Source organism: Sulfurospirillum barnesii SES-3 (assembly GCF_000265295.1).
GTDB classification, from domain to species: Bacteria; Campylobacterota; Campylobacteria; order Campylobacterales; family Sulfurospirillaceae; genus Sulfurospirillum; species Sulfurospirillum barnesii.
Genome location: NC_018002.1, coordinates 914407 through 932475 on the forward strand (window position 1 = coordinate 914407; position 18069 = coordinate 932475).

Annotated in this window: 16 protein-coding genes; 10 read left to right on the top strand and 6 right to left on the bottom strand. The window is 35.1% G+C overall.

The window, feature by feature from the left end:
• Positions 1-19 precede the first annotated feature (19 nt).
• From SULBA_RS04680 to SULBA_RS04695, 4 genes are all read left to right on the top strand, one after another.
• Entirely contained in the window at positions 20-1792 is a 1773-nt protein-coding gene (locus tag SULBA_RS04680; protein ID WP_014769121.1) for an ABC transporter ATP-binding protein, read from the top strand.
• Positions 1793-1807: 15 nt separating this feature from the next.
• Positions 1808-2473 carry a lipid-binding SYLF domain-containing protein gene (locus SULBA_RS04685; RefSeq protein WP_014769122.1) on the top strand — a complete coding sequence of 222 codons (666 nt, stop codon included), beginning with the start codon at positions 1808-1810 and terminating at the stop codon, positions 2471-2473.
• 8 nt (positions 2474-2481) lie between these two features.
• Complete coding sequence (locus tag SULBA_RS04690) at positions 2482-3045, top strand: DedA family protein (protein ID WP_014769123.1); 564 nt, start codon at positions 2482-2484, stop codon at positions 3043-3045.
• A gap of 217 nt (positions 3046-3262) precedes the next feature.
• Positions 3263-3922, top strand: coding sequence for a LexA family transcriptional regulator (locus SULBA_RS04695; RefSeq protein ID WP_014769125.1), 660 nt, complete (start codon positions 3263-3265; stop codon positions 3920-3922).
• Between the two features lie 36 nt (positions 3923-3958).
• Here the strand turns inward: SULBA_RS04695 and SULBA_RS04700 are convergent, their stop codons facing one another.
• Positions 3959-4867, bottom strand: coding sequence for a bile acid:sodium symporter family protein (locus SULBA_RS04700; protein ID WP_014769126.1), 909 nt, complete (start codon positions 4865-4867; stop codon positions 3959-3961).
• Between the two features lie 106 nt (positions 4868-4973).
• Positions 4974-5468 (bottom strand): peptidylprolyl isomerase, encoded by a 495-nt coding sequence (locus tag SULBA_RS04705; protein WP_014769127.1) that lies wholly within the window; start codon positions 5466-5468, stop codon positions 4974-4976.
• A 132-nt stretch (positions 5469-5600) separates the two neighbouring features.
• On the opposite strand from SULBA_RS04705, the gene SULBA_RS04710 reads away from it, so the two are divergent.
• Positions 5601-6296 carry a response regulator transcription factor gene (locus SULBA_RS04710; RefSeq protein WP_014769128.1) on the top strand — a complete coding sequence of 232 codons (696 nt, stop codon included), beginning with the start codon at positions 5601-5603 and terminating at the stop codon, positions 6294-6296.
• On the opposite strand, the gene SULBA_RS04715 is transcribed toward SULBA_RS04710, so the two are convergent.
• The 4 genes from SULBA_RS04715 to ybaK form a co-directional block, all read right to left on the bottom strand.
• A complete protein-coding gene (locus SULBA_RS04715; RefSeq protein WP_014769129.1) occupies positions 6276-7994 on the bottom strand; it encodes an EAL domain-containing response regulator in 1719 nt (572 codons plus the stop codon). The two genes, SULBA_RS04710 and SULBA_RS04715, sit on opposite strands and share 21 nt — an antisense overlap.
• Positions 7991-9208: a sensor histidine kinase gene (locus SULBA_RS04720; protein WP_014769130.1), complete on the bottom strand. Its 1218-nt coding sequence runs from the start codon at positions 9206-9208 to the stop codon at positions 7991-7993. The genes SULBA_RS04715 and SULBA_RS04720 overlap by 4 nt, the downstream gene beginning before the upstream one ends.
• Positions 9205-10254, bottom strand: a complete 1050-nt coding sequence (locus SULBA_RS04725; RefSeq protein ID WP_014769131.1) for an FIST signal transduction protein — start codon at positions 10252-10254, stop codon at positions 9205-9207. Before SULBA_RS04725 ends, SULBA_RS04720 begins: the two co-directional genes overlap by 4 nt.
• 80 nt (positions 10255-10334) lie before the next feature.
• Positions 10335-10814: a Cys-tRNA(Pro) deacylase gene (ybaK, locus tag SULBA_RS04730; RefSeq protein WP_014769132.1), complete on the bottom strand. Its 480-nt coding sequence runs from the start codon at positions 10812-10814 to the stop codon at positions 10335-10337.
• A 122-nt stretch (positions 10815-10936) separates the two neighbouring features.
• On the opposite strand from ybaK, the gene cas6 reads away from it, so the two are divergent.
• The 5 genes from cas6 to SULBA_RS04755 are packed head-to-tail and all read left to right on the top strand — an operon-like array spanning position 10937 to position 18004.
• Entirely contained in the window at positions 10937-11653 is a 717-nt protein-coding gene (cas6, locus tag SULBA_RS04735) for a CRISPR-associated endoribonuclease Cas6 (protein WP_014769133.1), read from the top strand.
• The gene (locus SULBA_RS04740) at positions 11650-13662 is read left to right on the top strand and encodes a hypothetical protein (RefSeq protein ID WP_014769134.1); all 2013 of its coding nucleotides are present in this window, start codon (positions 11650-11652) and stop codon (positions 13660-13662) included. Before cas6 ends, SULBA_RS04740 begins: the two co-directional genes overlap by 4 nt.
• Positions 13655-14704 (top strand): type I CRISPR-associated protein Cas7, encoded by a 1050-nt coding sequence (locus SULBA_RS04745; protein WP_014769135.1) that lies wholly within the window; start codon positions 13655-13657, stop codon positions 14702-14704. The genes SULBA_RS04740 and SULBA_RS04745 overlap by 8 nt, the downstream gene beginning before the upstream one ends.
• On the top strand, positions 14688-15431 hold the full coding sequence (cas5b, locus tag SULBA_RS04750) for a type I-B CRISPR-associated protein Cas5b (protein ID WP_014769136.1): 744 nt from the start codon (positions 14688-14690) through the stop codon (positions 15429-15431). The genes SULBA_RS04745 and cas5b overlap by 17 nt, the downstream gene beginning before the upstream one ends.
• Complete coding sequence (locus SULBA_RS04755) at positions 15419-18004, top strand: CRISPR-associated helicase/endonuclease Cas3 (RefSeq protein ID WP_014769137.1); 2586 nt, start codon at positions 15419-15421, stop codon at positions 18002-18004. The genes cas5b and SULBA_RS04755 overlap by 13 nt, the downstream gene beginning before the upstream one ends.
• Positions 18005-18069: the final 65 nt, after the last annotated feature.

Below are 18069 nucleotides of genomic sequence, written 5' to 3' on the forward strand. Positions count from 1 at the left end.
CTTTTTTGATGGAAATTTAATGCACACACACTACACCTTTAAAACCCTCTTTCATGCCATAAAACAGTATCAAAAAGAGTTGATTCTTGCCAATATGATCGCACTCTTTGCTGTGATGATTCACACTCCTGTCCCTTTGCTTATGCCAATGCTTGTTGATGAAGTCTTGCTAAAGCAGAGCGGTTTTTTAACCACACATATTGATGCACTTTTTGGACAAGCAAGCCCTGCTTATGTTTATATTATGATTGTATTGGTCATCGTCATTGCTTTAAGAGTTTGTTTCTTTTTACTCAATTATATGCAAACAAAACTTTTTACCATTGTTTCTAAAAACATTGCCTTTAAAATGCGTGAGCATGTTTTAGCACATCTAAGCAAGGTGGCTATGAATCAGTTTGAGTTTTTTGGTTCGGGTAAAGTCGCTTCATTGATGGTGACGGATATTGAAACGATTGATAATTTTCTAGGCGTTTTTGTTAGCCGTTTAATTATTTCCTTATTAAGTATCATAGGGGTTGGTGCGGTGCTTTTGATGATTCATTGGCAACTGGCACTTTTTATTTTAATTTTAAATCCTATCGTCATTCTTCTTACGACTAAAATGGCTAAAAAGGTAGCAAAGCTTAAAAAAGAGCAAAACAGTGCGTTTGAGCTTTTTCAAGAATCTCTCTTAGAAGCACTGGAGATGTTTGTTCAAATTCGAGCGACCAATAAAGAAAAACTCTTTTTTGATAGGGTACAAGAGAGTGCACGGCGTATTAAAGAGCGTTCCATTATTTTTGGCTATAAAAGCGATGGTGCAAACCGACTCTCTTTTTTGATTTTTCTCTCAGGTTTTGAGCTTTTTAGAGCGGCGAGTATTTTTGTGGTTGCCTACAGTGATTTGAGTATTGGTTCGATGTTGGCAATTTTTGGCTACCTTTGGGTGATGATGCCCTCCATTCAAGATATTTTAAATATCCAATATTCGTATCATAATGCGCAAAAAGCATTGGATAGAATTAACGAAATTTTATCATTAAAAGCAGAAGAAAAAGGGTTACATGTAAAGAACCCTTTTGCGCAAAATAAGACCAATGCTATTGAGCTAAAAGGCGTTAGTTTTAGCTATGATGATAGCAAGCAAATTTTAGAGGACATTAATATGTCAATCCCTCGGGGAGCTAAAATTGCCATTATTGGTGCAAGTGGCAGTGGAAAGACAACATTGGCGCATTTATTGGTAGGGCTTTATCCTCTTACTCAGGGTGATATTTTAATTGATGGGATTTCAACACAAGAGATTGGTTTGGATGTGGTGCGAGACCATGTTTTTCTGGTTTTGCAAAATCCTCAACTTTTTAATGCCTCGTTAGCCCAGAATTTGATGATTGATGAAAAAACGGATAAGGCGTTGGTTCAAAAAGCCTTGCACATTGCCCAGTTAGAGAGCTTTATTGAAGAGCTTCCTTTCGGACTAGATACACAGATTGGGAAGCATGGTCTTAAACTCTCAGGAGGGCAAAGGCAACGCTTAAGTATCGCACGGATGGTATTGCAAAATCCTAATATTGTGGTTTTAGATGAATCAACATCCGCTTTAGATGTTCACACAGAGGCAAAGCTTTTTGGTGCCCTTGAAGCGTATTTGGAAAGTAAAACGACCATTATTATTGCCCACAGGTTAAGTACCATTAAAAAGGCGGATTATATTTATGTGCTGGATAAAGGTAAAATTTTAGAATCAGGAACACACGAGCAGTTAATGCGTGAAGAAGGCGCATTTTTTAACTATAAACGTTTATCGTAAAGAAGGAGAAAGAAAATGAAAAAAATAGGAATGAGTTTTTTATTAAGTATGATGATGCTGTCAGGCCTTTATGGTTCAGCAGAAGAGCAATTATTGGATGCCTCCAATGTGCTTAAAAATATGATACGTGACTCTAAAGTCAACATCCCACCACGGGTGCTCTCCAGTACACAAGCGATTGCCATCTTTCCTGCTACGATAGAGATTAGTTTCTTTCTAGGGGGAAAAACAGGCAACGGGGTTATGGTGGTGCGTCAAAGTGATGGTTCATGGAGCCATCCATTTTTTGTAAAATTAGGGGGTGCAGGGCTTGGATTTCAAATTGGGGTAGAGAAAAAAGATATTTTGATGCTCTTTAAAAGCCGTGACATCGTCCAAAAACTTGCCAACAATAAAATGACACTAGGGGTCGATGCTTCTGTAGCAGCTGGACCTGCGGGGGATAGTATTGGAAGAGGAAGCGAAGTTGATTTTTCTTCAGAAGTGTATACGTACACCAAAACACAAGGGGCGTTTGTGGGTGTTTCGTTTGATGGTTCCGTGATGAATCATGATTACGATAAAAACATCGAACTGTATGGCAATAATGTGATGCCAGAGCAGATTGTACAATCAGATGGCTTGCTTTCATCGTATGCGATAGAAGAGTTTCTAAAAAGTATCCAGCAGTTGACTCATTAAGGATTGTTGTGGAAGATATTTTTAACGCATTAATCACCTATGGATATATTATTTTATTTTTCTACTCGTTTGGGGGTGGCATGGTTGCTATTATTGCAGCGGGTGTCCTCTCTTACGCAGGAAAAATGGATTTGAGTACCTCTATTGTCGTTGCAGGTACTGCTAATGTCATTGGAAGTGCCTTTTTATTTTACATGGGGCGCTACAATAAAAAAGCATTTATGCCCTACATCAAAGCGCACCGCAGAAAATTAGCGCTGAGCCATCTTTTAATGAAAAAGTATGGTGATAAAATTATTTTTTTCCAAAAGTTTATTTATGGGCTTAAAACACTGGTGCCTCTTACGATTGGATTAACCAAATATTCACAAGTGAAATTTCATACGCTCAACACCATTTCAGCTTTTTTATGGGCATTTATTTTAGGATTAGGTAGTTATTTAGCAGGTGAGCTTTTAATGCGCATTGCCGCATATTTTTCGGACAATACGTTTATGGCACCCCTCATTCTTCTCTCAATTCTTGGACTGATTTGGTTTTACTTTCAAAAGGCGACACAAAAGAAGCGCTAAAGCGCTTCTTTGCTCGTATAAACTTAGAAAATTTTATTGCTTATGATGAGCATTTTTTGCTCAAAACGACTCATGAATTCATCGTAGGCTTTTTTCGTTTCACTTAGGGTACAAATTAAACTTTTCATGGCGCACCTCTGTTTTAAATTTTCCATATTGTAATAAAAAAATTATTTATGCTATAATTTTATTTCAAAATGAAATATTAGGAGAAAAAATGCCAGATATTTTAAGTGTCTTCCATAAAATTAAAGATATTCTCTCCGAAGAGCTGGGCGAGCGAAAAGTGTTTGATAAAGATGTTGCTGAAGCCTTAGGCATCAATCAACTCACTTTGGCCACCATGAAAAATCGTGCAAAACTTCCTTATAAAGAGATTTTAGAGTTTTGTGCGAAACGTAAAATTTCGATTAATTGGCTTTTATTTGACCAATTTGTTGAGAGCCTACAAGCCCAGACCGATAAATTTGCAAGGGTGCATTATTTTAAAGACATTTACGCCTCAGCAGGTGGTGGTGCTTTGAATGAGGAAGAAGAAGGTGAAATGATGTACTTGGATGAAGAAATTGTTCAAAAACTAGGTGGGCTTGGGATGATTAAGCATATTCAAGCGATTAATGTTTTAGGCGATTCCATGGAACCAACCCTTTTTAGCGGTGATGTTGTTTTTATTCACAAAGAGTATACCAATGCTCGAAAAGCAGGCATTTATGTGGTTTCAACCCCTGCGGGGCTTTTTATTAAACGTTTGCACGTGCATGCCAATGGTACGGTTGCTTTGGTTTCAGACAACGAAGCGTATACCCCTGAAGTGATGCAAGCAGATGATGTGAAAGTCTTAGGAAAAGTGGTTGGTAAACTCTCTACCAATGTGTAGCGTCTGCAAAACGCTACACGCATTTAGAGCTTAAAACTATTTTTGGCGAGACCAATACCCCGCAAGCAGAGCCCCTGAAATATTGTGCCAAACACTAAAAATTGCACCAGGTAACGCACTAAGAGGGGTAAAATATTTCATAGCAAGAGCAACCGCAAGTCCTGAATTTTGCATCCCCACTTCAATGGCAATGGTTTTACAAATTTTATGCTCAAATCCCATAAAGCGTGCTATCCAATAGCCACTAAAGAGTCCTGTAAGGTTATGTAACATAATTCCCACAATGACCATGAGCCCAATACTAGCAATTCTTCCTTGATTAAGTGCAACGACAATGGCGATAATCAAGACAATGGCTAGCATTGAAAGTGTCGCCAAATAGGGCTCATAGCGTTTAATGAAGCGATGAAGAAAATAGTTTACAATCACTCCTACAAACACAGGTGCTAAAACCAGTTGCAAAATGCTAATGAGCATATCGCTTGCTGGGACAGGAACCGTCTGCCCCACATACAAAAGGCTTAAAAAAGGTGTTGCCACAATAGAAAGCAAGGTTGATGTGATGGTCATCGTAATGGAAAGGGCTACATCACCTTTGGCTAAATAGGTAATGACATTGGACGCCGTACCACCTGATACCGCTCCTACGAGTACCATTCCAATGAGTAGCTCTGTTGAAAACCCTAAGGCTTTGGAAAGCAAGAGAGCTGCAAGAGGCATGATGGTAAATTGCAAGAGTATGGTTAAAATAATCGGTTTTGGTTTTTTCAAAACACGTGCAAAATCTTCTAAACGTAAGGTGACACCCATAAAAAACATAATGGCGACCAACAAGGGGGTGATATAGGCCTTGTACGGCACAATGTGCTCAGGTACACTGTACGCCAGAATGGAAAAAAGCAGTGCCCATAAGGGGAAAAGGGTGTTAATGCGTGCAATCATCATAAAAATCCTTTGTGAAAGTAACGTGAAACAAAAGAGGAAATTATAGCAGAAGTGGGTAAAAGAGGGTTTACATGTAAAGCATGGAAGCTTTACATGTAAGGCACGATTAGAGTGTGTCTTTGATTTCGATGGTGAGCATTTTATCGTCTTGAGTGATGCTGTCAAGCACTTTAAAGCTCTCTTTATCCTCTTTATCAATTGCACCAAAAACGGTGTGAACGCCATCTAAGTGAGGGCAGTCTACAAAGCAGATAAAAAATTGGCTTCCACCTGTGTTGGGACCTGCGTGTGCCATCGAGAGACTTCCTCGTTTGTGTTTACTTTTTTGACCACGGCATTCGCACGCAATATTCCAGCCAGGACCTCCTGTACCTCTACCGCTTGGACATCCGCCTTGTGCCATAAAATTTTTAATCACACGGTGGAAAATAAGCCCATCGTAGAATTTATCGTTGGCAAGGGTCGCAAAGTTTGCTACAGCAATGGGTGTCTCTTCAGGGTTTAGTTTAATGACAATATCGCCTTTTTCGGTTTTAATGATGGCATATTGAAACGCTAAGAGTTGCTCTTTGGTGTAGTCGTATGTTTTGAGTTTACTCATGAATGAAACCTTTAAAATGTTAAATAAAAACGCCATTATAACCATCTATTCCTATAAGCGGGATTAACCTTTTTGTGTAGTATTTGTCAAGGAATTTGCTATACTTTTTGAAGATAAAAATAAGGATGAGAGATGCATCAGCCTTTAAGTTTATTGCTCATTGAAGATGACAGTGCTTTGCGCACAGAATTAGAGGCATTTTTGAGTGATTTTTTCGATGAAATTATCTCGTGTGACTCTGCAGAAAATGCTTATACGTATTATGAAAAAAAGCGTTTTGATGTTGTGGTCAGCGATATTGAATTGCCTGCACAAAACGGTTTAGCATTTATTGAAAAAATCAAGAAAAAAAATCCTTCTCAAATGGTGCTTGTCATCTCTGCGTATAAAGAGGTGGACTATTTTCTAAAAAGCATTGAGCTTGGTATTTTTAGTTTTTTAACCAAACCCTTTGATAGCCAACATCTTATCAATACTTTTTTTAAAGTCACCGCACTTTTACGTAAAGAACACAATCATGATTGCTCTCATCATCGGCTTGTTTTAAGCGAGGGTGTTGTCTTTGATAGGCAAGAACATACGTTACATGTAAAGGGTGTTTTGCAAGAGTTAACCGCAAAAGAAGAGCTTTTACTCTCTCTCTTAGCCAAACATGTCAATCAATTTGTCCGCAATGAACATTTGTGTCACGCAGTCTGGAAGAGCGAGGAGGTCAATAGCTCAACACTGCGAGCTTTGGTGAAGCGTTTACGAGATAAATTGGGGTATGATGAGAGCATTATCAATTTAAAAAACAGGGGCTATAAATTACGAATGAATCATCTTTAAGAGATGATTTTCAGGAATTCCAAGAAAGTAGCCTTGCGCATAATCAATGCCTAGTTTTTGAACCATTTTAAGCTCCTCATCACTTGATACATACTCCGCAACAACCTTGATGTTCATTTTATGCGCCATTTCGGTAATGGACTCAACAATGCTTTGGCTTTTAAAATTATTTGCAATGCCTTTAATAAATTGCCCATCAATTTTCAAAAGGTCAATACCTAAGGCTTGTAGGCGGTTGAGATTTGATCGATCACTCCCAAAATCATCAAGCGCTAAATGGTACCCCATCTCTTTGATGCGCTTTAGGTTTGCAAGCGTATGGGTATCGGTATCGCTTAAAATAATATTTTCCAAAATTTCAAACGTCACACACGCAGGGTCAATACTAAAATAATGTTGTTTTGCCAATACAAAATCAAGAAACGAATCTGAAAGCAGGTCTTCACTGGTAAGGTTGATAGAAAAATGAATCTTTGTTCCTGAGAATGTTTTAAAGACTTTATGGATCATCATACGGGTGATACTGCTCATCAGTCCACTACGACGTGCGGCTTCTAAAAAATAAGCAGGGGGAATAATGTCATCTTTATCTTCAATGCGTGCGAGGCATTCGTACTTTTCAATGGTGAGGGTTTTGGTATCCACAATGGGTTGAAAATATGGAATTAAACGGTCTGCTTCAAGCGCACTGCGTAATTTTTGAATCCACAGCGTGTCTGATTGTGATTTTTGAATGGATGTATTTTCCGTGTTGTAAATGCTGATTTGATTGGGGAGCCCTTTTAAACGAGCTTCTCTTAATGCTGTTCTTGCGTTAGAAAGCAGTACAGATGCATGCGTAGATGTGGCAATGCCACATGAGAGGGTGAGGTAAGTAGGGCTTTCATCATCATTCTCACACACAGGTGTTTCTCTGAAAAAGGCTTGTACTTGAATGGCAAATGCGTTGGGGTCGTTCAGGCTTGGATTGAAGACGATGACAAATTCATCGGAGTTGTAACGGTAAAGGTGTGCTTCTTCGGAGAGGTTATAGCTTAGATATTCAGCCACTTTTTTGAGCACTTCATCGGCAAAGGCACTGCCATACATTTGGTTTATCAAACTAAAATCATCGATATTATAAAGCATAAGTGTCAGCGGGTGTTGGGACTCATACTGCTCTAAAAAATCGTACAAGACTGAGGCATTATGCAGCTGGGTTAAGGGGTCAATCGTTAGAAAATCTTGCATAATTTTGTGTTGTTTAAAGAGCTTTTGATTAAGCTGTGTTTGACACAAGGACTCATTTTTACGCTCTTCTACGAGGGTACTTGCCGTAAAAAGTGTTTCAATGAGTTGGTCAAAATCAATGGGTTTTAAAATGTAACCATTCACATTATTGCGAATACTCTCTAAAAAATACTCGGTTTCATTATGGGCTGAGACAATAATAATCACTTGCTTTGAATTGAGAAGTTTAATTTGCTTGATCAGCTCAATGCCGTTCATATGGGGCATATTAAGATCTGTGATGACTATATCGTAAGCCATTGGGGATGCTTTGTATTTTTCCAGAGCATCAATGCCATTATTTGCCTCATCAATATGGTCAAAAAGATCGTTTAAAAGGGCAACGGTGTTTTCCCGCAACACAAGGTCATCTTCAACATACAAAACGTGTAAAGATGCGGTACGTTGAATGAGCTCATTGAGATTCATTGGTGAGACTCTCCATCAAGTTTGATGATAAATTGTGCTCCCATACTACCATTATTTGCAAGAATTTTACCTTTGCAATGCTCTTCAATAATAATTTTTGACATATAAAGCCCTAAGCCAGATCCATTTTTTTCACTTTTAGTAGAAAAATAAGGTTCAAACATATGCTCTAAGACTTCAGGGCTCATGCCTCCAGCATTATCTTCAATATAAATACACTGCCAAGCATCCTCTTGCTTAATGGTAATATAAATATGTGGATTTTGAATAGAACGCTCTTTAATAACATCTTCCGCATTTTTAAGAATATTTAAAATCACCTGTGTGACCTCATTGGCATAGGTGTAAATGGCTTTGGTTTCGTAGACTTGAACATTGATGGCGATGCCATTGACTTCCAATGCTTTACCAATAATCTCAAGGGTTTTACTGATAAGTTGCGGTAGGCTCACCCGCTCTTGTTGTTTATTGGGTTTAAAAAAATTACGAAAATCATCAATGGTATGCGTGAGAAATTGCACATACGACTCGATGCGATTCATAGACTCTTCTAAAAAAACTTTACTGGCTTCTTGCTCTTCTTTACTGCTTCCTAGAAGGCGATTGAGTGTAAGTTTAAGTCTAATGGAAGCCGCAATCGTTGAGATAGAACCTAAAGGTTGCCTCCACTGATGGGCAATCATACTAATCATTTCACCCATTTGAGCTAGGCGTGATTGTTGTAAAATGTGTTTGTCTTTTTCTCTGTTTTTATGCACTTCTTCTTCAATTAAACGCTCTAGCGTCTGGTTGATTTCTCGTAATTCAAGGTGATTTTTACACGCGCGAATAGCATTTTCAAGTTTGTCATGAAAGGAATCAATAATGGCCTCAATGTGGGTTAATTCCTCTTCTTTAACTTCTAATAAAAAAGCAATCCAATCTTCTGCAATCTTTACATGTAAAAGTTTTTTACCACTTTTGTGTTCACGTTTCATCGTAGTTTTATCGTTGTATGAGGGGGGAGAAAAAAGTGGGATAAAGGCTTTTTTTCCGTAAAAACAGACACGGGTAAAGCCCTGTGTATCGGCTTTCCAATAAATAGCAGCCAGAGCACCCGTTTTGCGTGAAAAGGTTTTTAAAAAATGTGTCATCATCTCTTCAAGGTGAAGTGAAACACCAATGGCACTCACGCATTCATAGGAGATGAGCAGTTGTTGACTAAATGGGTTCATGGTAAAACTCCAATCACACAGGTGTTGTTGTAAAAGGCAATGCCCTCTTGATTGTCATTGGCAAGTTCACCAAGGCTTAAGGCTCCCCATAATGGCATAGCAGGAGGATAGAGCGATAGAATAGTCTCTAGTTCTTGATTAAAATCATCCCCTAAAAAAAGAAAACGGGCATGGCAGCTAATGAGTAGCACGGAAGAAGGAGCATTGTTTTCAAAGTTATTTAGAGCATTTTGGGAGGCTTCTTTGGCGGCTTCTATGAGTTTTGTTTTAGTCCCTTGAAGAATCGCAATCACAGAATTTTCATCCAAACTGCCTGCGAGACTCAGGGATGAACCATCGGTTTGAATCGGCGCTCTTACAATAAAATCTTTTTTATAGCGAACAATGCCCAAAGGGTACTTCTGGGCTATTTCCTCGAAATCCATGGTATGAAAACGTAAAGAGGAGTACTTTTCAATGGCATCTTTATAGACGCTAAAGGCATCTTTAAAATTGATTTTTTCAACCATTCTTCCTTTACACGAATTGGCAATAAAGGGAGAGACCAGAGGTTCCCAACCATGTTTGACCCCTAAACCAATTTTTTGAGTTGAGGCAAGAACCAATGCACACTCTCCCCAACAAGCCTCTTTGTGACAGCTCTTTTCATAACTAAAAATATTTTTCCCAGCACCACCGATAAGTTTTGCATGTTCGGGTAAGAAAGAGTAGAGGGTTTCTAAAAAAGGTTCCATGTGCGATGAATCACTGTTGGCAAGAGTGAAAATAGAATGACTTTGAGCAGGAAAAGGAATGATGCTTAAATGTTCCATGCACACGCTATACACACGGGTTAAATCAGAGAGTTTAGCTGCAATAATCCCCTCGTTGTAATGCTCTTTACCAAAAAGGACAGAAGGGAAAAACCCTCCTATAAAACGGGTATTTTCCGTGAAGAAAGAGTCAGGAATAGGCGTATTCTCCGCAATCAGTAACAAATAAAAACCCGTTTGAATGTTTACATGTAAATCGTCTACACTTGCATAAAACGAGACTTTTTCAAACATTCAGTGCTCCAAAAAAAAGATGCTTCATTGTAGCCAACAAACGTGACAAACGCGTTGCAAAATCTTTATATGTAAGGATTTTAGAGTTTTACAAGAGGTTCACACACCGCTTTGGAAGCTTCAATCAATACCGAAGGTGAAAGGCAAAGCTGAACCCCACGAAGTCCTGCGCTGACGTAGATTTTTTCATGCTGATGGATGCTTTCATCGATAAATGTAGGAAAATGTTTCTTCATCGCAAGCGGTGAACACCCACCACGAATGTAGCCCGTAAGCCCTAAAAGCTCTTTCACCGCCACTAGTTCACACCGCTTAGCGTTTGCCACTTTCGCTAAAGCCTTCAGGTCGATCTCTTCTGCTGCAGGAATACACGCCACCAAAATGCGCTTAGCATCATCCCTCGCCACCAGCGTTTTAAACACACACGAAGCATCCACCCCAAGCGATGCTGCCGCATGTGTCGCACTCAAGTCCTCTTCGTCTACCTCATACGAACTCATCGTATAAGGCAGTTTCAACGTATCTAAAAACCGCGCCGCATTGGTTTTTTTTAGGTTCATTTTTTCTTCCTAGAAACATTTTTAAAAAGATGGTAGCACAAAATATATCAAAATGAAATATTTTGAAATCACTTGATAAAAATTGTAGTAAGATTATTTAATCTTAAAAAAAAGGATTTTGTGTGAACTATTTTGAACTGAAATGCAAGGCATTTGTTAAAAAAGATATAGCGTTTCAAGCAAGTTTTGAACTGCTTTCCAAATACATCAGTTTTTCGATGTACCAAGAAGGTGAAGGTGAAGTGCATCAAAAAGAGGGGTTCAAATACTACGTTTTCGGAGGCTTCGTTCCCATCGAAAAAGAGAAAGTCTACCAACAAGGCAATCTCTACAGTTTTACCATTCGCTCCCTAGATGAAACCCTCATCGACACACTCAAAACCACCTTACGTCAAAACATCAACCATGAATTCCTCCAGGTCGTAGAATCCCATAAAAAAACCATCCCACAATTTTTCATCACCGAACTCTACAGCGCCACGCCCGTCGTCGTCTCGGTCGCTAATGGCAAATACTGGACAATGCAAGAGAGCGGCGACATCATGCAACTGCAACGTCAGCTCCACGAAAACGCCGAGAAAAAATACCAAAGCTTCTTTGGAGAATCTTTACATGTAAACCAAAACTTCATCCAACTCATCGAGATCAAAAACAAAGTACCACAAAACATCCTCATCACCAAAGAAGGAAAATCCATCCGATTTTTTGGCAATAAATTTAGGATTGTTCCCAATGAAGATGAGGCGAGCCAGAAGCTGGCGTTTGTTGCGTTGGCGTGCGGCCTTGGGGAAAAGAATAGTTATGGGGCAGGTTTCATGCTTGGAAGGGGGATAAGATGATTAAAGAGATTGTGGAGTTTATGGATGCTAATGAGGGAATAGAAAATTATTTTTTAAAAGAAGAATTGAATGATATTTACTTGGTTTCTAATAAAAAAGATACTTTTCTTGCAGTAGTAGATATAAAGTCAAAAAATCAAAAATTAATAAAAATTTCAGATAATGCATTAAAAGAACTTCAAAAATTCGAAATAGAAAAATTAATTCTTTTGGAAAATAATTCCAAAGCACTTCCAAGGAAACAGCTAAATAAAGATAAAGGTGTTGGAGGTGCAGGTATTTTTTTATTTTCCATTTATTATGAATTGCAAGACAATCAAATAATTTTTTATAGAAAAAAAGAAGATATAAAGATTGAAAAAAATGATTTTGAGAAGAAGTTAATTAGTGTTATCCAAGGTATTAAATTTCAATTAGATTCTGGACTAACATATGTGCAAAATAGAGGTTCAAAAAAAATAATGGATATTGTTTTACAAAGAAGTTATATTCTTTTGTCTGAGAGTATAAACGATTTACAGTTTGCAATCCATAATAAACAAATTAAAGAAAAAGGTAATATAAAATTAGCTTTTTTTGTTTCTGATAATTTAATTAAAAAATTTCGAGAGTCTTATTTAAAACGAAAAGTTTTTAGCTACGATGTTGAAAACAATGTAAGTGAATTTACGAGTGGAATATGCAATATTTGTAAACAAGAATCCTTATTGTTGTCTGCTCCAGCTTTTTTATCAAATTATGGCGTTGATTTTTCGCAAAAAGTATCACTTGGAATAGATTTTAATCAACTTGTATGCCCTGAATGTGCGACAAAGTTAGAAAAATTCAGATACATGACAGAAAATAAACTAACAAATCCATTTCCTTTATTTTTAGATAATAAAAATCTTTTTGGAAAACAAATGAGTATCTTGAATAGTGATGAAAAAAGAAAGAATTTCAGAGAGATAATTCTATCTATTTACAATACAAATCCAAAAGATTTAAAAAATTATTATCTTTTAAATCATAGATCAAAACTAAGTTCTGGAACATGGAAACTAGAGATTAATGACATTGACTATATTGAAAACTTTGAATATGTGACACCATTTAAAATAATCAATTATACGGACTTGCGCAATAGTTTTAAACTGAGTGATTTTTATAGCAAGGAATTAAGTGTGTTTCAATTTGAAAAAATTATCAATGAATTAGTTTTTGAGAATAAACTCCAATATAACTATTTTTCAGATTACAAAGACATTGATATTACTTATTATAATTCTAAAAACTCAAATAGTTTACTAAAAAACTATCTTATTAAGTACCGTCAAAACTTTTATGATTTTATTTATAAGTCGTACCAAACGAGCCTTATAGATATTGAATTTAGAGAGATGATTTTAGATATTGTTAAAGACAATATTAAGCATGATAAAAACAACAAAGAAGGCTATTCTATTTATGAAAATGAGATAAAAGAAAAACTCAATTTGCTATTTAGCATAAAACATTATTTTAAAGGTGGAGGTGAGAAAGTGGAACAAGGCGAATTTTTAAAACTAAAAGAGAAGATGCATAGCTCTTTGGGGTATTGGCAAGATAAAAAAAATGAAAAAGGTGAACTCGTCTTAAAAAATGATGGAAAGATAGAAAGAGAGTTTATCAATGGAATAGACCATATTGAAAATAATGATAAGTTATTTGCATATCTATGTGGTCAGATTGCATGGTTCTTGATAGACAAGAAAAAAGGCAAAGAAGAAAATAAGAACCATAGTGATTTTAATGCTTTTACTGACTGGCAGACAAGTAAACTCTTAAAAGAGTATATGTGTGAAGTGCATCGAAAATATGCTCATGCCTTAAAATTTGACAAAAGATATGGCAATGCTATGAGCATGATTTTAACTTATAAAGATGACTTAGTTATGGATAGTGTGATGGAATATATGATAGTGGGATATTTTGCAAACAATCAAATCAAATACCAAGATAACACAATAGAGGAGAATGGTGATGAGTAATGAATTTAACAATAGAGTTTACGGGTGTGTGGTCGTTAAGGCAATAAATGCAAACTATAATGCAGACTTTAATGGACTTCCAAGAAGGCTTAAAAGTGACGGTAGTTTTTATGCGACGGATAAATCATTTAAATGGTTAGTGAGGAACTATATTAAGAAAAATTATCAAGATGAAAAGATACTATTTACAAAGATGTATGATAAAGAATATAAAGATACTATGGATTTGAAAGAAGCATTTGAGATTGTTACCGAGACAGGAGATATTAAAAATTTTAAGAAAAAAGATATTCTACCAAAACTTACTAATTGTATTGATATAAGGTTGTTTGGGGCTGTTTTTTCTCCAGAAAATGCAAAAAAAGACACAAGTGATGAAAATAAAAATATCTCACTTCATGGAGTAGTTCAAGTAAATCATGCGATTGATTTATTTGGTAAAGGTAAAGTTTACACTGATGAAATACTGGCTCCTTTTACGGCAATAGGGAGTATGAGCAAAGCTACCGAAGCTCACTATATTCATCATTTTTCAGTTAACCCTAAAAATTTATCTAGTTGGAAAAAACTATTTGAAGAAGCAACAAATAAAGAAGATTCAACTAAGAAACAGGGAGAATTACCGTTAGCAAATAAAGAATTAAATATCAAGGTCTTATCTCAAAATGATATTGTAATTTTAAAAAATGCTTTTAACAATGCCGCAACATTTTACGATTCACATTCCAAAAGTGGTGTAGAAAATGAGCTGTCTATTTATGTAACTTTAGAAGAGAGTTCGATTTTAACACTTCCTAGTTTTGCCCAATTTATCACATTTAAAAAAGGTGAAAATGGAGAAAAAAATAGTTTTGATATAAGCAAGCTTATCAGCTATTTGACAAAAGATAATATCAAAAAAGAAATCAAATCTATAGAAATATATGCTATTAAAGAGCTAACACAAGTCATTTGTAGTATTGAAAATGAAAAAATCAAAGAATGCGATTTATTGGAACTAACAAACATTTCAGCAGAGCAAAAAAATGAAAAAGCTGATTAGTTTTACCATAAAATCTGATTTTGGTATGTTCAAAAAACCAGACATCAATGATAAAATTTTTATCACTTATAACATTATCCCAAAGACTTATGTTTTTGGGATACTTGGTGCGATTATGGGTTACGAGGGTTATGCTCAAAATAGAGATAAAACAAAAATGCCTGAGTTTTATGAAAAGCTCAAAGACATAAGGGTAGCGATAGCTCCAAGTGATAAAAATGGTGGCATTTTAAAAAAAGAGTTTATTTTATTTAATAATACATGTAATGGTGAAACGAAAAACATTACAGAGCAAACTCTCGTCAATCCAGCATATGATATTTACATCGAAATTGATGAAGAACATGAATTACTAAAGAGATTAAAAGCCAAAGAAGCAGAGTTTCTTCCCTATATGGGAAAAAATGAATTCTCTTTATCGTGGGATAATTTTCACGAGCATGCTGTATTTGAAAAAGTTGAACAAAAGGAGCAATTTAAAGTTTTGACAATTATTCCAAAAGATGAAAATTTTGTTTTAAAGAATAGTGGACACAAAGAAAAAACAACAAACTACTTTTATCTTTTTGAAAGATTACCTATTGATTGGAATGACAATCCTAGGCAATATAAATATCAAGAGTTTCTATATACCAATGCGGTATTTAAGTCATCCGAGAGTTTAAAATCGATTGGTTCTGTAGGCGAACTTTTTGAATCTGATAAAGGTATTATATGCCTCTTTTAAAATTTAGTGATTTTGATATAAAGTTCAATATTGATGACAAATATAAAGCTCATTTATCACAAAATAAGCAATATAAAGAGTCGTTAAAAGAGCATATTGATCTCGTGTATGATTACTTCTTGAAACTTATAGAGCAAAATGACTTGGAACAGCGTTTAAATTCTCTTTTTAAAAAAAGTGCCAATCTATTTGAAGAGATAGAAGTAAAAGAAGAATTTGCAAATTTCACAAAATATCTTTTTGCAAAAGCAATTTATTGGCATGATATGGGCAAAATGAACCCCAATTTTCAAAAAGAGAAAATGCTCAATGAAATAGATGAGAAATCTGTAATTTCAGATAGTCATCATTCACCTCTTGGTGCATATTTATTTATTAATCACTCATTAGATGAACTGTATGCTAAAAAATGGCATGAAGATAACGAAGAAATTTTTGAAGCTATTATCTATTTGTTTGGATTTTTAATCTCAAAACATCATGGAGTAATTTATCAATATGAAGATTTGGATTTACAAAATGAGTTTGTTGATTTTTTAGATAAATTTCATCTTGAAACAGAACATACAAAAAAGTTAAGAGATGAGGACAGGGTATTTTCTTCAATTTTTGATTCTATTGAAAATAATGAAGAGGTATTGTTTCTACTTTCTAAATCCCTTTTCTCACTTCTTATCATTTCAGATTACTATGCTACAGCACAATTTATGAATTATGGAAATTGTAAAGAACTAAAATATAAAAATTTTGGCTTGGTAGATGATGATTTTAGGAAAACAATTTACAAAAGATTTTACGAAAATCAATTTGATAAAGAACTCATTAATAAAACTACTAGTGATTTTAAAGACTTTGACGAGTTGCAAGAAAAGTCAAATAGTAACTTAAATCACTTACGAAACAAGCTTTTTATAGAAGTTAGAACAAACTTACAAAATGAGCTTAAAAAGAACAAATCACAAAACCTTTTTTATATCGAAGCTCCCACAGGTGCAGGTAAAACAAACCTATCACTCATGAGTGTCGTTGAGATTTTAAAGCTTGACACTTCAATCACTAAAGTATTTTATATTTTTCCATTTACAACGCTGATCACTCAAACATATACTTCTATCAAAAAAATACTAGCTCTTGATAATGCTCAAATCGTGCAACTTCATTCAAAAGCAAAATATAATCAAAAGCAAGAAGAAAAAGAAGATGGCATTTATGGAGAGGATAAAAAGAATTTTTTAGATAATCAATTTATGAATTATCCTATGACACTTCTAAGCCATGTTAAGTTTTTTGATATATTGACTGGAATTAGTAAAGATGACAATTATATTTTCCATAGATTATCGAACTCAATCGTCATCATAGATGAGATTCAAACATACAGCCCAGATTTTTGGGCACGAATTGTTTATTTACTTGATATGTATGCTAAAAATTTCAATATTAAATTTATAGTAATGAGTGCAACTTTGCCTAAGATTGGCAAGATTATAGATAGTCAATTTACATTTTTAGTTTCCAATAAACAACGATATTTTCAAAATCCGAATTTTGCAAAAAGAGTGACAATAGACACAAATGTGAAAAATATAAATAAACCTGAAGAGATTTACGAGTTATTGATAAAAGGGAGTGAAAACTATCAAACCTTAGAAACCAATGATTCAAAAAAAGTAAAAACCATTATAGAATTTATCACAAAAAAAGGGGCAGATGAATTTTATAAACACGCCAAAAAATACAGTGAAATTTTTGATGAGATTTTCATACTTAGCGGTACGATTTTGGAACCAAGACGAAAAGAGATAATCGATTTTATAAAAAATACACACGACAAAAATATTCTACTTGTGACAACTCAAGTGGTTGAAGCAGGCGTGGATATAGATATGGACATAGGATTTAAAGAAAAATCTCTCGTCGATAGTGATGAACAACTAGCAGGAAGAATCAACCGAAATAGTTCAAAAGAGGGCAATAAACTATTTTTATTTAGCATTGGCAAAGGAAATGATAAATTTGTTTACAAAAAAGATAAGAGAAACGGTCTTTCTGGAAAATATCAAGAAGACGGTAAAGAACAAAATGTTTTAAACACTAAAGATTTTGATAAATTTTATAGTCAAATTTTAGACAAGATTATTGAGAACAATACGAAAAATTTTATGGAAAATCTCAAAAGCTATATTGATGACTTGAAAAATTTACAATTTAAAAAAACTCATATTGAACTTATAGATATGCAATCGGTTTCTGTGTTTGTTCCCATTAATGATGAGGCTGTTGCAGTATGGGAGGCATATGAAAAAACTATACAAAATAAAGAGCAAGATTTGATTGATAAAAAAATTGATATTAAAAAGTTAAGTGCAGAAATATCAAAATATACTTTTTCTTTGGCTGATTATCACGGTAGTGGTATTAAATATTTGAAAGATTATGGAGATGAAAAGTATGGATATTTATATTTGAAAGATTGGCGAAATCAGAAAGATGATGGTACACAATTGTACACCTATGAAGATGGTTTGGACACAAGTGTATTGAAAGGTGACTTTGTTCCAATGATTTTATAAAAAAGCCAACTGGCTACAATGTGTAGTCAGTTAAAACCTAAGAAAATAACGAAAATGAAAGATAG

Coding starts and splice junctions, on each gene's coding strand:
- SULBA_RS04700 (WP_014769126.1), bottom strand. CDS start 4,867: ATGATGATTGCACGCATTAACACCCTTTTCCCCTTATGGGCACTGCTT.
- SULBA_RS04740 (WP_014769134.1), top strand. CDS start 11,650: ATGATTAAAGAGATTGTGGAGTTTATGGATGCTAATGAGGGAATAGAA.
- SULBA_RS04695 (WP_014769125.1), top strand. CDS start 3,263: ATGCCAGATATTTTAAGTGTCTTCCATAAAATTAAAGATATTCTCTCC.
- SULBA_RS04705 (WP_014769127.1), bottom strand. CDS start 5,468: ATGAGTAAACTCAAAACATACGACTACACCAAAGAGCAACTCTTAGCG.
- SULBA_RS04710 (WP_014769128.1), top strand. CDS start 5,601: ATGCATCAGCCTTTAAGTTTATTGCTCATTGAAGATGACAGTGCTTTG.
- ybaK (WP_014769132.1), bottom strand. CDS start 10,814: ATGAACCTAAAAAAAACCAATGCGGCGCGGTTTTTAGATACGTTGAAA.
- SULBA_RS04755 (WP_014769137.1), top strand. CDS start 15,419: ATGCCTCTTTTAAAATTTAGTGATTTTGATATAAAGTTCAATATTGAT.
- cas5b (WP_014769136.1), top strand. CDS start 14,688: ATGAAAAAGCTGATTAGTTTTACCATAAAATCTGATTTTGGTATGTTC.
- SULBA_RS04725 (WP_014769131.1), bottom strand. CDS start 10,254: ATGTTTGAAAAAGTCTCGTTTTATGCAAGTGTAGACGATTTACATGTA.
- SULBA_RS04720 (WP_014769130.1), bottom strand. CDS start 9,208: ATGAACCCATTTAGTCAACAACTGCTCATCTCCTATGAATGCGTGAGT.
- SULBA_RS04685 (WP_014769122.1), top strand. CDS start 1,808: ATGAAAAAAATAGGAATGAGTTTTTTATTAAGTATGATGATGCTGTCA.
- SULBA_RS04715 (WP_014769129.1), bottom strand. CDS start 7,994: ATGAATCTCAATGAGCTCATTCAACGTACCGCATCTTTACACGTTTTG.
- SULBA_RS04680 (WP_014769121.1), top strand. CDS start 20: ATGCACACACACTACACCTTTAAAACCCTCTTTCATGCCATAAAACAG.
- SULBA_RS04745 (WP_014769135.1), top strand. CDS start 13,655: ATGAGTAATGAATTTAACAATAGAGTTTACGGGTGTGTGGTCGTTAAG.